Origin of the sequence: Hydrogenophaga sp., from assembly GCF_030656115.1 — a bacterium.
Lineage (GTDB): Bacteria > Pseudomonadota > Gammaproteobacteria > Burkholderiales > Burkholderiaceae_C > Hydrogenophaga.
This window is the reverse complement of the sequence record NZ_JAUSOO010000015.1, coordinates 1-14,334: the sequence shown is the minus strand read 5'-3', so window position 1 is coordinate 14,334 and position 14,334 is coordinate 1. Positions and strand designations below refer to the sequence as shown.

The window sequence follows — 14,334 nt, the reverse complement described above, 5'->3', positions numbered from 1 at the left end:
GATGAGCATTACTGAAGCTCTTCGGTTCGATGCCCTTGCTGCATTGCTTGCTCGCCATCTCAGGCCCAAGGCCGCACGTACATCCCATGATGTATTTTCTTTGTACACGCAGTTGGGGATGGTCAAAGAGGCCGCGACCCAAGAGAAATGGTGTGTCTACGTCAATCAGGCCTACATTTCCGCGCAGACAGCAAAACGGTTGATCGCATGCGCACGTCGCTTCAGCGGTGCGCCGCCCTCATTTTTCGGCCCAGTTGGAAGTGCATCCAAATTGTTCGAACTACTGGCACTGAGCTGGGACGACACACAGGCACTGACACGGAGCTTTACTGTGACCGGTTTGACGTTGGATCGCATCGGCCCTACGGGCCAGGCACAACTGCGGGCGGCTATACGCAAGGCCTGCGAGTCGGCTGACCAACCAGCGACAGCCAAGCGTAGGGGCGTTTACATAGCTGTGGACGAAGAGCACATGCTGTGCCTTTTTCGTCAATGTGGACCCAAGGTTAGCTTAGCCTTGCTTTCTGTAGCCGGTACTTTTGCTGATGCGTATGAGCGCAACAGCTATGCCGAGCCTTTTTGTTGATTTTTTGCTTTACTGGAGTTGACATGAATTTCTCGACAACACATACCCAAGATGACTTCGAAAAAGATGTGCTGAATATTTTTTCTTCGCTGCTCAAGACCTGGTTTGTTCTTGATGCGATTCGGAAGACGGTGCCAGAGCAGCAGGCAAACTCCGTCACTGTGGCTGCAGAGGAGGTGATGGAAACGATGGGACGGCTCGTGAAACGTTTCGGCATCAAGGTGTCCATCGACTCAGGCGACCGAGGAGAAGTAGGCAAATAAGGTGGGGAGCAGAGGCCCGTTTGCCATTTGCTATGCAAATTCGTGCCAAATCGCCTGCATCCGTACACATTTCGCCCATTTCCTCCCCCCGCACCGCCCATTTCGCGCCAAAACCCCCGGCGACGAAAAACCCCCTAAAAACCATCGTAAGTCGTTGTCACCATTGGGTTTTCGGAAAGTTATCCACACCCCAACCAAGTGCCAAAACGATCACCCCCCCATCGGGGCTTGTGGGTTCACCCACGCACCCGGCGACAGGCTCAGCCTCTCAATCTGGCTGCGCTGCCGCCCACTCCACCAAGGCCTCCAGCGCAGGCCGTGCCGCCGGTGCATTGGGGTCGTTGATGAAGCCGACCACGGCGTAGCGCTGTCCGCTGGCGGCGTTGACGTAGCCGGCGATGCCGGTCACGTCGCGCAGGGTGCCGGTTTTGAGCCAGGCGTTGCCGCGCGCGGCACTGTTGGCGCCCCGGGCCATGCGGGCGGTGGTGCCGTTGACACCGGCGATGGACAACGATTGCACGAACTGGCTGCCTTGTGGGTGCGCAGCGGCGTGGCGCAGCAGGCCCACCAGCGCTTCGGGGGTGATGCGTTCCATGCGCGACAGGCCGGCGCCGTTGTCCATCACCGGTGCGGTGTAGCGCAGACCAAAGGTGCGCTTCCACCAGCTGGCCACCACCTCGCGCGAGCGCTCAAAGCGGGCGGTGCGCATGGGCGCCAGCCGGTCGGCCAGGGTGCTTTCGGTGAGCACCCGCGTGGGGGAGAGCTGGCCCAGGGTGAGGAACACCTGCTGGGCCATCACGTTGTTGCTCCACTGGTTCACGTCCGTGATGATGTCCGAGAGCGGCAGTGAGCGCGCTTCGTGCAGCAGTTGGGCGCCGGGCGGCGTGAGGCCGGCGCGCACCGCGCCGGTGATGGCGCCGCCGCTGGCGCGCCACAGCCCTTCCAGCGAGCGGGCGGCGTAGCTGGCCGGGTCCTGGTAGGCCACGGGCCACACCCGTTCGCCGCAGCTGCCGGGGTAGCGGCCTTCAAAGCGGATGTGGTTGGCGTCGTCAAAGCGCGCTTGCAGGCTGCCGCGCCAGTCGCCGCAGGCTGCGCGCGACAGCGGCACCGCCGCGTCAATGGCCAGGCCGGCCATGGGTGGCTCGCTGCGCACACGGGCCACGCCAGCGCCGGTATCGGGCTGAAAGGTGAGCACCACGGACTTGAAGTTGACCAGCAGCGCGTCGGGCGCGGCGTTGTAGGGCCGCAGGGCTTCGCCGTCGAAGGCGCCGGGGTCGATGGCGGGCAACTCGAACGCGCTGTGGTCCAGCACCATGTCGCCCAGAATCACGCGCACGCCCTGGTCTTGCAGGTTCATGAAGGCGGCCTGAATGCGTTCGAGCACCAGTTTCGGGTCGCCACCGCCGCGCACGTACAGGTTGCCGCGCAGCACCCCCTGGCTCACCACGCCGTCGCTGTAAAAGCGGGTGTTCCAGGTGAAGTCGGGACCCAGCAGGTCGATAGCAGCGTAAGTGGTCACCAACTTCATTACCGAGGCCGGGTTGACCGAGGCATCCGCCCGGTAGCGCAGCCGTTCTCGGGCGCTGGCGTCCAGCGGCACCACCAGGGCCGAAAACGCGCTGGCCGGCACGCCCGCACGCGCCAGCGCGGCCGACACACCGGGCGGCAGCGCGCCCACAGCGCCTGCCGATTGGGCGCACGCCGGCAGGGTCAGGCCTGCCCAGGCGGCGAGCAGCAGGCGCAGGGTCAGCAGAAAGCGGGGGACAACAGAACACATGGTGGTTTCATTATGTGGCGGCGATGGGGGTGCACCTGCCCACTGGGTCGTGTAAAGGGTGGAATGGGTGCACCGGTGGGCCTGGTTTGCCAGCGAAGGCTCCCAGCGGCCCCCAGCGCACGGCGCTTGGGCTGGCCGATAATGCCCGGATGCCCGTTACCGCTCCCGATGTTTCAACCCCACCGCCTGCCGCGCTGCGCCTGTTGGCCCTGGAAACCAGCACCGACACCTTGTCGGTGGCGCTGGGCAGCGGTGCGCCCGGCGCCCCGTTGTGGCAGCACACCGGGCCGGGTGGCGCCCAGGCGTCGGCCACCTTGTTGCCCCTGGTGCAAGCGCTGCTGACCCAGGCCGGCTGGACGCTGCACAGCCTGGACGCGGTGGTGTTTGGCCGTGGTCCGGGCTCGTTCACGGGGCTGCGCACCGCCTGCGCCGTGGCGCAGGGTCTGGCCTACGGTGCACAAAGCCCCAGCCAGCCCGGCGGCTTGCCGGTGTTGGCGGTGGACACGCTGCTGGCGCTGGCCGAGGCCGCGCGCACGGCCCAGGCCACCGCTGGCGAGCCGCTGCCCGGTGTGATCGTGGCCCTGCTGGATGCCCGCATGGACGAGTTGTACGTAGCGCCCTACGCCCACACCGCCCAAGGCCTGCACCCGCTGGCGCCGCCGCGCCTGTGCGCGCCGCAACACCTGGGCGCCTACTTGGCGCAGTGCCTGCCGGCCGACGCGGGCCTGGCCGAGGGCCGCTGTCTGCTGGCCGGCAATGTGTTTGCGGTGTACGCCGAGCGGCTGGCCCATGTGCCCGGCCCGCGCCTGCTGGCCTTGCCCAGTGCCAGCGCGCTGCTGCAATTGGCCCCAGGTCTGCTGGCGGCCGGGGCGGCGGTGGCCGCCCGCGACGCGCTGCCGCTGTATGTGCGCGACAAGGTGGCGCAAACCACCGCCGAGCGCGATGCGTTGCGCCTGGCCGCCGCCAGCGCCGTGCCTGCTGTCACCACACCCTGAGCCCGAGACCCATGGCGCCTTCTGCCCAAGCCCGCACCCCCGACGCCGCTGCCCCTCAGCCTGTTGCAGCCCCCGCCTGGGCCCAGCGCGGCTGGCCAGCGCTGGTCACGGCCGACGGCGCAGACCCCGCAGACAGCCCTGCGCCGACCCACAGCCAGCGCCGCATCGCCTTTGTGCCCATGACCGAGGCCGATCTGGACACGGTGGTCGAGGTGGAAAAAACCGCCTACACCCACCCCTGGTCGCGCAAGCATTTCAGCGACTCGCTGCGGTCGGGCTACCCGGCGGTGCTGCTGCTGGGCGAGGCGTTGCCGGGCGAGGTGGTGCACCCCGGGCGGGCCGATGGCCGCGTGCTGCTGGGCTACCTGGTGGCCATGCCCGGTGTGGACGAGGTGCACCTGCTCAACATCACCGTGGCCCCCGCGCAGCAGCGCCAGGGCTGGGCGCGTTTCATGCTCGACGCGCTGGTGCTCTGGTCGCGCGGGCAGTGCGCGCAGTGGCTCTGGCTGGAAGTGCGCCACAGCAACGCCCCAGCGCGGGCTTTGTACCAGCGCTATGGTTTTGCCCAGGTGGGCCTGCGCCGGGGCTACTACCCCGCCGGCCAGCGCGCGCGCGAAGACGCCGTGGGGATGAGCCTGAACCTGGTGGCGCTGGCCCACACCGCCCAAGAGACAACGCCATGAGCCCAGACCTGCCCATGCCAGCGGCCCCACCGGGCGACCCCGCGGCACCCAACACCGAAGCGGCGGGCTGGGACACCTCGTTCGTGCCGCAACTCGATGCCCGCCAGCGCGCCATGCTGGCCGAAATGGGCGTGCGCGTCTGGGCGCCCCAACCGGCTGCGCCAGTGGCAGCGCCAGAGCCCCGGCAGCCAGCGGCTCGGCCTGCGCCTTCACCGGTGGCGGCACCTGCACCCGTTGCAGCGCCCGCTGCGCTGCGCCCGCCAGCACCTTCCCGTGCACCGAACCCTGCACCCCGGCCCGCCACTCCGGCGCCCGCCCCGGCGGTCGAGCGGTCACCGCGCCCCAGCGGCATCGAGTCCATGGACTGGCCCGCGCTGCGCGAAGCCGTGGCCAACTGCCAGGCTTGCGGTTTGTGCGAGAAGCGAAAAAACACCGTGTTCGGCACCGGCAGCGTGCAGGCCGACTGGTTCATTGTGGGCGAGGCACCCGGTGAAAACGAAGACCTGCAAGGCGAGCCCTTTGTGGGCGCGGCCGGGCAGTTGCTCGACAACATGCTGCGCGCCGTGGGCCGCAGCCGCAGCGGGGAGGGCACGCAGGGCGTTTTTATTTCCAACGTGCTCAAGTGCCGCCCGCCCGCCAACCGCAACCCCCAGCCCGCCGAGGTGGCGCAGTGCGCACCCTACCTGGCGCGCCAGGTGGCCTTGGTGCAACCCAAGCTCATCATTGCCATGGGCCGCTTTGCGGTGCAGTCGGTGCTGCAGACGAATGAGCCCATTGGCAAGCTGCGCGGCCAGGTGCACCGTTACCAGGGCGTGCCGGTCATCGTCACCTACCACCCGGCCTATTTGCTGCGCACTCCCAGCGACAAAGCCAAGGCCTGGGCCGATTTGTGTCTGGCCATGGAGACTGCAAACACCCCCCTGCGCCGCTGACGCGGCTTCCCCCACTCTGGCGCGCCTGCGGCGCTGGGAGGGGGACGCACCCTGCGGCCCGGCCAAGCCGGTTCCGCGGGTGCCCGCGAATGTGGGCCGGTTCTCTCTGCACCCGGTTTTAAAAGCGGCTGCGTCAGCGCCGCGCCGGCCACAGCACCGTGGCAATGGCCACCATCACCAGCGCCACGGCCGCCCAGTCTTGCCAGTGCAGCACCTCGCCCAGCCACCAGGCGCCGCTGAACACGCCCAGCACCGGGATGAACATGACCGACAGCGTGGATGCAATCGGCGGTAGGTCGCGCGCCACCATCAGCCAGGCCACCTGCGCAAAGGCAAACACGCCAATGGCGTTGTACACAATCGCCGCTTGAATGGCCGGCGTGGGCCAGACCCAGGCGTCGCGCTCAAACAGCACCGCCAGCAGCGTCATCCAGAGCGCGGTGAACAGCGTCATCCAGAACGACAGCGCCAGCGTCGGGTGCGGAATGCGGGTGCGGCGCATCAGCTGCGTGCCCACCGCCCAGGTGGCGGCCGCCACCAGCATCATGGCCACGCCCAGCGGCTTGCCTGAAAGGCTGGTGATTTCGTGCCACAGCAGCAGCACCACACCCAGCGCCGCCGCCGCCACGCCGCCCCAGGCCCGGCTTTGCAGCCGCTGGCCAAACCACCAGGCGCCCACCAGCGCCGAAAACACCGGCATGGTGTAGCCCAGAATGGCCGCGCGCCCGCTGGACAGCGTTTGAATGGCCAAAATGGCCAGCGTGTGCCAGAAAAACATGTTGAACACGGTGAGCAGAGCCAGCTCGCGCCAGTGCGCGCGGCCCACCCGAAACGGCACCCGCCGCCACAGCAGCACCGCGCCCAGCACCGGCAGCCCGATCCACATGCAGAGGGTGCGAAACGTCAGCGGCGGGAAGCCCGTCACGCCGAACTTCATGATCGGCCAGTTGATGCCCCACACCAGGGTGAGCAGGACGAGCAGAATCAGTTGTTGGCGGGTCAGGGCGTGCATGGCCGCGATCTTAGGGGGCTTTGCGCTCCGGTGTGTTGGCGCCCCAGCCGCACTGTCGCGCGGGCGGCCGAACCGTAAAATCCACCGCATGACCTTCATCGACATGCTGCAAGGCGCCGAGCGCCACAACCGTTCCCTGCTGTGCGTGGGCCTGGACCCGGACCCGGCCAAATTCCCCGCCCACCTCCGCGGCGACGCCAGCCGCATTTACGATTTTTGCGCAGCCATCGTCGAAGCCACCGCCGACACCGCCATCGCATTCAAACCGCAGATTGCCTACTTCGCCGCCCACCGCGCCGAAGACCAGCTGGAAAAGCTGATGGCCCACATGCGCGCCGTGGCGCCGCAGGTGCCGGTGATTCTGGACGCCAAGCGCGGCGACATCGGCAGCACCGCCGAGCAGTACGCCATCGAAGCGTTCGAGCGCTACGGCGCCGACGCGGTCACGCTCTCGCCGTTCATGGGTTTTGACTCGGTGCAGCCCTATTTGAAGTACCACGGCAAGGGCGCTTTTTTGCTCTGCCGCACCTCCAACCCCGGCGGCGACGACCTGCAAAACCAGCGCCTGGCCTCGGTGGACGGCCAGCCCTTGCTGTTTGAGCACGTGGCGCGCCTGGCGCAAGGCCCGTGGAACCTGAACGGCCAGCTCGGCCTGGTGGTGGGTGCCACCTACCCGGCTGAAATCCAGCGCGTGCGCGAACTCGCACCCACCTTGCCGCTGCTCATCCCGGGCGTGGGCGCGCAAGGTGGCGACGCGGTGGCCACCGTGCAGGCCGGCTACCGCACGCAAGGCGGTGCCACCACCGGCCCCGTCATCGTCAATTCGTCGCGCGCCATTTTGTACGCGTCCAGCGGCGCCGACTTTGCCGCCGCCGCTCGCCGCGAAGCCCTGCGCACCCGCGACCTGCTCGACGCCGCCAAGGGCTGAGCGCCTTGCCTCCATGGCTACCTGGTCATTTGTGCGCCCCCACACCGACGAGGACGCTGCGCGCTTTTTGCAGCAGGCCCAGTTCTCTTCAACCCGCGATGAGATCGCCGAGCTGCGCGCGGACCGCTACACCGCGTGGCTGCAGCGCCAGTACCAGATGCCCCTCGGTCCCACGGGCTGGGATTGGCTGGAATCGCAGGGCTATGGGGTGGTGGATACCCAACGGCATTTTTTCAGCACGCGCCAGGCCGACCACATGCTCTGGTGCCAACTGTTCAGCGGCGGCCCCAGCGCCATGCGCCTGCGCATGGCGCTGGCCCTGTCCGAGTTTTTCGTGGCTTCCTTGAACACGGCCGAATTTGTGTGGCGCAGCCATGCCTACGCCGCCTGGTGGGACATGCTGGTGCGCAACGCCTTTGGCAACTTCCGCCAGCTGCTGGAAGACGTGACCTTGCACCCGGCCATGGGCTACTTTCTCAACACCAAGGGCAACCGCAAGGAAGACGCCCGCACCGGCCGGGTGCCCGACGAAAACTACGCGCGCGAGGTGATGCAGCTGTTCAGCATCGGCCTGGTGAACCTCCATCTCGACGGCACCAGCCAGGGCACCGAAAGCTACACCCAGGACGATGTGAGCCAGCTGGCGCGCGTCTTCACCGGCTACGACTTCGACCATTCCGATGGCGGCAACGAAGCCCGGCCCGGCGGCGGCACGATCAGGACCAAAGACTTCGCCAGCAAACCCATGCTGCTCTACCCCGAGCGCCATTCCAGCCTGGAAGCCCGCTTTCTGGGTGTCACGGTGCCCGCCAACACACCGGGTGCCCCCGCGCTGCGCACCGCCCTGGACCGCCTGTTCAACCACCCCAATGTCGGCCCTTTCTTCGCGCGCCAAATGATTCAGCGCCTCGTCACCAGCGACCCCAGCCCGGCCTATGTGGCGCGGGTGGCGGCGTGCTTCAATGACAACGGGGCCGGCACGCGCGGCGACCTGTCTGCGGTGTGGAGCGCCATCTTGCTCGACGACGAAGCCCGCAGCCCCACCGGCCTGAGCAGCCCCACCCACGGCAAGCTGCGCGAGCCCATGCTGCGCTTCATTCAGTGGGGGCGCAGTTTTGACGTGCGCTCGGCCACCGGCACCTGGAAGATCGGTGACTTGAGCCGCGCCTCGACCCAACTGGGGCAAAGCCCGCTGCGCTCGCCATCGGTGTTCAACTTTTTTCGTCCGGGCTTCGTGCCCCCTTCCCCCGGCCTGGCCGCCGCAGGCGCCACAGCGCCAGAGTTCCAGATCGTCAACGAGACCTCGGTCAGCGGCTACCTCAACTTCATGCAAAACGCCATCGATCGCGGCGTGGCCGATGCGAGCGCCGACTACAGCCGCGAACTGGCCCTGGTGCACGATGCGCAGGCCCTGGTGAGCCACGTCTGCCTGGTGCTCGCCGCGGGCGCCATTTCCGCCACCACCCAGGCCATCCTGGTTCAGGCGCTCAACAGCACCCCCTTGCCCAGCACCGGCACCACAGCCCAGATCGAGCAGGCCCAGCGCCGCCGGGTCTGCTCGGCCATCTTCATGGTCATGGCGTGCCCCGAGTACCTCGTCCAGAAATAAGGGTCGCGCCAGCATGCACTTCATCCAGCCCGAGCGGCACAGCCGCCGCGCCTTTTTGCGCCGTGCCGGCCAACTCGCCTTCGCCGGCGCCGCCTTGCCCACGGCGCTCAACCTCGTCGCCATGGGTGAGGCCGCCGCCGCGCAGGCCAGTGACTACAAAGCGCTGGTGTGCGTGTTTCTGTTCGGTGGCAACGATTACGCCAACACCGTCGTCACCTACGACGAAGCCAGCTACGCGCGCTACAACACCGTTCGCGGCGGCCATCCCGACTTCAGCGGCGGCGGCATCGCCCTGGCGCGCGCCGACCTGGCGGCCACCCTGTTGCAACCCCGCACGCCCTTGGCCAACGAGCGGCAGTACGCGCTGCCGCCCGAAATGAGTGGCCTGGCCAACCTGTTCAACAGCGGTGCGGCGGCGGTGCAGCTCAACGTCGGGCCTCTCATGGTCCCGATGACGCGCGCCGACTACAACAACCCCAGCGTGAAGCGTCCGCCGCGCTTGTTCTCGCACAACGACCAGCAGTCGGTCTGGCAAACCTCCAGCGCCGAAGGCGCCACCACCGGCTGGGGTGGCCACCTGGGCGACCTTGCCCTGACCTCCAACGGCGCCAACCACGTGCTGACCTGTGTTTCCGTGGCCGGCAACACGGTTTTTTTGTCGGGAGAGCAGGCGCTGTCGTACCAGGTCAGTTCGGGCGGTGCGGTGAAGATCAACAGCCTGAGCCAACCGGTGTACAACGCGCCTGCGGTGCGCGACGCTTTGCTGCAGCTGGCGCTGCAAAAGCGCAACCACCGGCTGGAAAACGCCTACAACCAGGTCACCGCCCGGGCGTTCAGCACCGAAGCCACGGTGAGCGACGCCTTGAGCGCATTCCCCGCCACCGACGCGCCGTTCAGCCACTTTCCCAGCCAAAACAGCCTGGCCGACCAGCTCAAACTGGTGGCGCGCATGATTGCCGCGCGCGACCTGTTGGGCACGCGGCGCCAGGTGTTCTTCGTCTCGCTGGGCGGCTTTGATTTGCACGACAACCTGATGGCCAAACAGCCCGTGCTGCTGGGCCAGGTCAGCAGCGCTCTCACCGCCTTTCACGCCGCCACCGTGAGCCTGAAGGTGGCCGAGCAGGTGACCGCCTTCACCGCCTCGGACTTTGGCCGCACCCTGCAGAGCAACGGCGACGGCTCCGACCACGGCTGGGGCGCCCACCACTTCCTGGTGGGCGGTTCGGTGCGTGGCCAGGCGTTTTACGGCCAGGCGCCACCGGTGAGCGTGACCAACAGCACCACCGACGCCGACGACCAGTGGCATGTGGGCCAGGGCCGCCTGCTCCCCAGCACCTCGGTCGATCAGTACGCGGCCACGCTGGCCCAATGGTTTGGTGTGCCCGACAGCGCCATGGCCGCCATCGTGCCCAACCTGCGCCAGTTCGGCGGCAGCGATTACCCCACCGACATCGGCTTCATGCGCTGAGCGCTGTTGGGATAGGGCGCTTCAACGGTGGCGGATGGCTGTGGCTATTGCAGGGCTTGCAGCACTGCGCTGGGGTTGCGGTCGATCACGTTCAGCAAGACCAGCGACGCGCCGCTGGGCGAGCGGTCACCGCGCTCCCAGTGGCGCAAGGTGGCCACCGAGAAGCCAAAGCGTGGGGCAAACTGCTCCTGTGTGAGGCTCAGGCGCAGGCCGCTGACGTCCACCGGTTGGGGTCGGTACAGCTGGACGCCGCTCATTCTTGCTCCCTTTGGTTTTGGCATGGGCAACGGCCTCGGTCAGGCCTTGTTTGATGCTGTTGAATGCGTTGGTCATGGTGCTTCCTTTCAGGACATCCTTCATCGGCATGCCGTAAGCCGCTGAGCCACCCAACTGCGCGCAGGCGACAGCCCGGGCGCGACAGAAAGCAGCGCGGTGACTACCATGCGCGATGGCCCCGGAGGTGCCACCGCGCATGATCGATCTCTACACCGCCGCCCAGCTTTTTAGCGAACTCAACCACCGTACCCTGTCTGTGGGCCAGGACCTGAAGGGTGCCACGCCATGAAGCTGTACGTCTCTCCCCGCGCGCCCAATCCCCGCCGCGTGCTCATGTTTCTGGTCGAAAAAAACATCAACGGGCTGGAGCTGATCAACATCGACCTGAACGCGCAAGAACACAAAACCGCCCATTACCTCGCCAAAAGCCCATTGGCCCGGGTGCCCGCGCTGGAGCTGGACGATGGCCGCGTGCTGACCGAAACCCGCGCCATCTGCACCTACATGGAAGGCCGCGTGCCCGAGCCCAACCTGATGGGACGCACGTCTGATGAGCGCGCCTTCATTGAAATGGCCGACCGGCGCGTGGAGTGGTCCTTCATGCTGCCGCTGGCCAACGCCATCCGCCACACCCACCCCGGGCTGGCGGCGCTGGAGCAACCGCAGTTCCCCGACTTCGGCCAGTCGCAGGCGGGCAAAGCCTTGGAGACCGCCGCCTGGCTCGACGCCGAGCTGCAGCGCCAGCCCTGGGTGGCCGGCGAGCGCTTCACCATTGCAGACATCACCGCGTTTTGTGCTGTCGAGTTCGGTCGGCTCATGCGCTTCAAACCTGCCGGTGAAGGCTTGGTCGCCCTGCAAGCCTGGCGCGACAAAGTGGCCGCCCGGCCCAGCGCGCTGGTGTAGGCCGACAAACTGCGTTGTTTCATCCGCTAACCCCACATCTCACCATCCAGTGTGGAGTTTTATCTCTGAGAATCCCAGACCTGTAGCGTGGCGTGGTCTCACTTTTCTGGGCCAGTTCGAAGCCAGATAAAGCCTGCTGTCAAATTCCACACGAAACGACGAAGAGTCTATTTGCTTGGTTGTTGGTTGTTGGTTGCTGGTTTTGCAAGTTATTGATTTTGTTGGTTTTTCCTTGGAGTTATGGAAAATGCTGTCGAATCAATAATGTCGTTTTGGCAATGGATTGAATAATAAAATTTTGATTGAGATAGTGGAAAAATTCTTGGTTCTCTACTAAAGTAATACTTGCGGAGTACGGGCGTACTTCGTATTATTTTTCAGGAGAGAACAATGAGAATTACAAGCAAACGTGTCATTTGGCACATGACAGGGATCGCCGCTGCTGTGGTCTTGGCGGGCTGCGGTGGGGGATCGACTGTGGTGGACCAACCTGCCAGTGTCGAGTACACCCTCAGTGGTACTGCAGCTAAAGGGCCCCTTCACAAGGCGAAAGTAACGGCATACAAACTGAATGAAAACGGTAGCCGTGGCGACAAGCTCGGCGAGAGCAAGTCTGACAAAGGGGCTTATTCGATCAAATATCCAGACTACACCGGGCCTATCTTGGTAGAAGTTGAGGCGACCGATGAGACTGAAATGGCAGACGAAGCCACTGGTGCGATGGTCAAGCCCGTTGGTCTTATGTTGAAGTCTGCTGTGCAGCCACCTGTCAGTGTCAGCGCCCGGACATTTACGGTCCAAGTCAATCCACTCACCACGAACGCTGTTGCTGCGGCTGTACGCAAGGGAGGTTTGACAAAGACCAACATTGAACAAGCCAACAAGGACTTGCGGGAGTCCATGGGTTTCGATCCGTTGACCGTTGCGCCAGAATTTGATGCATCCAACAAGCCAACAAACCCAGCGGGTGTCGTGCTGGCCGCCATTTCTCAGTTGGCCAAGGATGGTGATGTGGCGGCTTGTAAAGACAAAGCCGATACAGCTGCCAAGGTCACGTGCGTGGTCGGAGAGCTGGACAAGTCCGCGTTTGGCGATTTGAAAGTGCCTGCCTTGCAGAGCAAGATCGACCAAGTGGCGGCGGCAGCCAATGTGGATCCACCTAAAGTATCCCCACCCACCAACACACCTGCAGAGGTCGGGGCCCTTGCGCAGGCCAAGGCATTGATGACTACTCTGCGCAGCAACGCCAAGGCGTTGGATGCCACAGATCTTTCACTTCAAACGCAGTTGACGGCGGTACAGGATGAGGTGACTACCCGTGTTCGTCCTGTCGTTGACTCCACCTTCGAAATGCTGCGCACCATGGATTTTGGTGTCCAGTTGCTGGAGGATGCCCAAAACAGTTCCGGCCTCTACAGGAGTAACCGTCTGGGTACACAGTACGGTGCCGGTTGCGCGGTTTATACCGACAACACATTCAGGACCGAAGCAACCACCGCTGCAAACGCCAAAACAGTCGGTTGCAGCTCCTACATTGTGGTGAATCGGGATGTACAAGATGCGACCACCGGTCAGCTCAACACTTGGCGCTGGCGTCATCGTTTGTTGATCGAGGCCAAGAGTGATGCTCCGGGTGCTTACGCGGTCAAAACCACCGCCAGACGTGAATATGGAACGTGTTCGACGCCAAACAGTACTTCCTGCGGAACGTTTACGCAGACCTATGTCGGCACAGCCGATCAAGGTAAGCCAGTGCCCGCCGAAAACTATCCGGCGTACTCCGTCCAGCGCGGTCAGGAGGGCGTTGCCGATTTCACACGCACATTTACCGAGGGTAATTTGACGGCATTGCGCCTGACGGGAACCACAGCGCCGAGCCTGTATTACCAGGGGCTGTCAGTTAGCCCTGTTTTGGACAATGGCCGAGGACGCCGCCATGAGGTTGAACTGGACGTTGTCAAAACGGTGGCCAATGGTGTTCAAAAGTTGAGCTTGAACAGCGATGCTGTTATCAAGTTCTTCAGCTCTGATCAGCAGGGAGCCATCTATTTCATGTCTTCTATCGGCGTGGGCAAAGATTCGTTCATCGAAGCACCTGTCAACACCGATGCACGTGATGGCACCGAGAAGTTCGATCTCCGTGTTGGGTATGTCGCAGGCAACAGTGCCATTCGTGGTCAGCTGGCTGCCAGCGATGGCAAGTGGGACAAGTCACAAACCCACTACGTGCCTACCAAGGCCACGTTTGGTGGGCGACTGGAACGGCGGGCCGATGTCAACAGTCCGTGGGTTGAATTCCTGCGTGGAAACATCGTCATGGAAATGCTGGATTACACCAACTTCTTCAGCAACCAGCCGGTGAGCGCCAACAATCCGCAGAAAATCAAGGCCACACTCAATGCCGTTTTGACCATCCCAACGCGGCCCGTGCTGTATGTCAAAGATTTTGTGATCAACAACACCGACAAAGGGGCTTCGGGTGCAACGGTGACCTTGACCGGCCAATACATCCAAGGCTCGGTGGTCATCCATCTGGATGGAAACGGTGGGTCTGCTGCCAACGGGCACAAAGCGGTTTTGACGCTGACCAGTTCGGAGGGTATCAAAATGGTTTACGACGGTTCCAAGTCGGTTCACCCCATGACCAAATCAGATGTTAAGGTCGGTGAATTTAACGAAAGTACCAATCGTCTGACTTACTCGGACAATACGTTCGAGCAGTTCTGATTTGGCTTTTTAATAAGCAACGAGGCCCGCAGCGTGCGGGCCTTTTTCATGTGCGCCCAGCATGGGCGCACTCCTGCGGGTGCAAGTCCCGCCGCAAGTTGACCAAGACGAGCGAAGCGAAGCGCAACCGCATGAGGGCGACCGAGTGTGGGAAGGAAGCGTGGAGCGCAAATCA

Annotated in this window: 13 protein-coding genes; 10 read left to right on the top strand and 3 right to left on the bottom strand. The window is 64.4% G+C overall.

The features are described 5' to 3' along the window. Position 1: 1 nt before the first annotated feature. Together Q7J58_RS01655 and Q7J58_RS01650 are read left to right on the top strand one after the other, a co-directional pair. Positions 2–586, top strand: a complete 585-nt coding sequence (locus tag Q7J58_RS01655) for a hypothetical protein (protein WP_304822486.1) — start codon at positions 2–4, stop codon at positions 584–586. Between the two features lie 23 nt (positions 587–609). After that, positions 610–849, top strand: a complete 240-nt coding sequence (locus Q7J58_RS01650) for a hypothetical protein (RefSeq protein WP_304822484.1) — start codon at positions 610–612, stop codon at positions 847–849. A 268-nt stretch (positions 850–1,117) separates the two neighbouring features. On the opposite strand, the gene dacB is transcribed toward Q7J58_RS01650, so the two are convergent. Beyond that, a complete protein-coding gene (gene dacB, locus Q7J58_RS01645) occupies positions 1,118–2,626 on the bottom strand; it encodes a D-alanyl-D-alanine carboxypeptidase/D-alanyl-D-alanine-endopeptidase (protein WP_304822481.1) in 1,509 nt (502 codons plus the stop codon). 194 nt (positions 2,627–2,820) lie between these two features. Here dacB and tsaB point away from each other — a divergent pair, with 194 nt between their 5' ends. From tsaB to Q7J58_RS01630, 3 genes are all read left to right on the top strand, one after another. Continuing rightward, complete coding sequence (gene tsaB / locus Q7J58_RS01640) at positions 2,821–3,621, top strand: tRNA (adenosine(37)-N6)-threonylcarbamoyltransferase complex dimerization subunit type 1 TsaB (protein ID WP_304822549.1); 801 nt, start codon at positions 2,821–2,823, stop codon at positions 3,619–3,621. 179 nt (positions 3,622–3,800) lie between these two features. Continuing rightward, positions 3,801–4,304 carry a ribosomal protein S18-alanine N-acetyltransferase gene (gene rimI, locus Q7J58_RS01635; RefSeq protein ID WP_304822547.1) on the top strand — a complete coding sequence of 168 codons (504 nt, stop codon included), beginning with the start codon at positions 3,801–3,803 and terminating at the stop codon, positions 4,302–4,304. A gap of 125 nt (positions 4,305–4,429) precedes the next feature. Next, positions 4,430–5,236, top strand: coding sequence for a uracil-DNA glycosylase (locus Q7J58_RS01630; RefSeq protein ID WP_304822544.1), 807 nt, complete (start codon positions 4,430–4,432; stop codon positions 5,234–5,236). Positions 5,237–5,369: 133 nt separating this feature from the next. On the opposite strand, the gene Q7J58_RS01625 is transcribed toward Q7J58_RS01630, so the two are convergent. Then, a complete protein-coding gene (locus tag Q7J58_RS01625) occupies positions 5,370–6,248 on the bottom strand; it encodes an EamA family transporter (protein WP_304822478.1) in 879 nt (292 codons plus the stop codon). Positions 6,249–6,336: 88 nt separating this feature from the next. Here Q7J58_RS01625 and pyrF point away from each other — a divergent pair, with 88 nt between their 5' ends. From pyrF to Q7J58_RS01610, 3 genes are read left to right on the top strand one after another with little or no spacing between them, the layout of a single operon-like run. Further along, positions 6,337–7,176, top strand: a complete 840-nt coding sequence (gene pyrF / locus Q7J58_RS01620; RefSeq protein ID WP_304822475.1) for an orotidine-5'-phosphate decarboxylase — start codon at positions 6,337–6,339, stop codon at positions 7,174–7,176. 13 nt (positions 7,177–7,189) lie between these two features. Then, entirely contained in the window at positions 7,190–8,785 is a 1,596-nt protein-coding gene (locus tag Q7J58_RS01615; RefSeq protein WP_304822472.1) for a DUF1800 domain-containing protein, read from the top strand. 13 nt (positions 8,786–8,798) lie between these two features. Beyond that, positions 8,799–10,253 (top strand): DUF1501 domain-containing protein, encoded by a 1,455-nt coding sequence (locus tag Q7J58_RS01610; RefSeq protein WP_304822469.1) that lies wholly within the window; start codon positions 8,799–8,801, stop codon positions 10,251–10,253. A gap of 44 nt (positions 10,254–10,297) precedes the next feature. On the opposite strand, the gene Q7J58_RS01605 is transcribed toward Q7J58_RS01610, so the two are convergent. Then, positions 10,298–10,510, bottom strand: coding sequence for a helix-turn-helix domain-containing protein (locus tag Q7J58_RS01605; RefSeq protein WP_304822466.1), 213 nt, complete (start codon positions 10,508–10,510; stop codon positions 10,298–10,300). Between the two features lie 304 nt (positions 10,511–10,814). On the opposite strand from Q7J58_RS01605, the gene Q7J58_RS01600 reads away from it, so the two are divergent. Together Q7J58_RS01600 and Q7J58_RS01595 are read left to right on the top strand one after the other, a co-directional pair. Continuing rightward, positions 10,815–11,432, top strand: coding sequence for a glutathione S-transferase family protein (locus Q7J58_RS01600; RefSeq protein WP_304822463.1), 618 nt, complete (start codon positions 10,815–10,817; stop codon positions 11,430–11,432). Between the two features lie 390 nt (positions 11,433–11,822). Then, positions 11,823–14,159: a hypothetical protein gene (locus tag Q7J58_RS01595; RefSeq protein WP_304822460.1), complete on the top strand. Its 2,337-nt coding sequence runs from the start codon at positions 11,823–11,825 to the stop codon at positions 14,157–14,159. The last annotated feature ends 175 nt before the right edge of the window (positions 14,160–14,334 follow it).

What these genes read in the sequence shown, in the direction of transcription:
- Q7J58_RS01605 (WP_304822466.1), bottom strand. Translation starts at nt 10,510, where the DNA reads ATGAGCGGCGTCCAGCTGTACCGACCCCAACCGGTGGACGTCAGCGGC.
- Q7J58_RS01625 (WP_304822478.1), bottom strand. Translation starts at nt 6,248, where the DNA reads ATGCACGCCCTGACCCGCCAACAACTGATTCTGCTCGTCCTGCTCACC.
- Q7J58_RS01595 (WP_304822460.1), top strand. Translation starts at nt 11,823, where the DNA reads ATGAGAATTACAAGCAAACGTGTCATTTGGCACATGACAGGGATCGCC.
- Q7J58_RS01655 (WP_304822486.1), top strand. Translation starts at nt 2, where the DNA reads ATGAGCATTACTGAAGCTCTTCGGTTCGATGCCCTTGCTGCATTGCTT.
- Q7J58_RS01610 (WP_304822469.1), top strand. Translation starts at nt 8,799, where the DNA reads ATGCACTTCATCCAGCCCGAGCGGCACAGCCGCCGCGCCTTTTTGCGC.
- pyrF (WP_304822475.1), top strand. Translation starts at nt 6,337, where the DNA reads ATGACCTTCATCGACATGCTGCAAGGCGCCGAGCGCCACAACCGTTCC.
- Q7J58_RS01600 (WP_304822463.1), top strand. Translation starts at nt 10,815, where the DNA reads ATGAAGCTGTACGTCTCTCCCCGCGCGCCCAATCCCCGCCGCGTGCTC.
- dacB (WP_304822481.1), bottom strand. Translation starts at nt 2,626, where the DNA reads ATGTGTTCTGTTGTCCCCCGCTTTCTGCTGACCCTGCGCCTGCTGCTC.
- Q7J58_RS01630 (WP_304822544.1), top strand. Translation starts at nt 4,430, where the DNA reads ATGGGCGTGCGCGTCTGGGCGCCCCAACCGGCTGCGCCAGTGGCAGCG.
- Q7J58_RS01615 (WP_304822472.1), top strand. Translation starts at nt 7,190, where the DNA reads ATGGCTACCTGGTCATTTGTGCGCCCCCACACCGACGAGGACGCTGCG.
- Q7J58_RS01650 (WP_304822484.1), top strand. Translation starts at nt 610, where the DNA reads ATGAATTTCTCGACAACACATACCCAAGATGACTTCGAAAAAGATGTG.
- rimI (WP_304822547.1), top strand. Translation starts at nt 3,801, where the DNA reads ATGACCGAGGCCGATCTGGACACGGTGGTCGAGGTGGAAAAAACCGCC.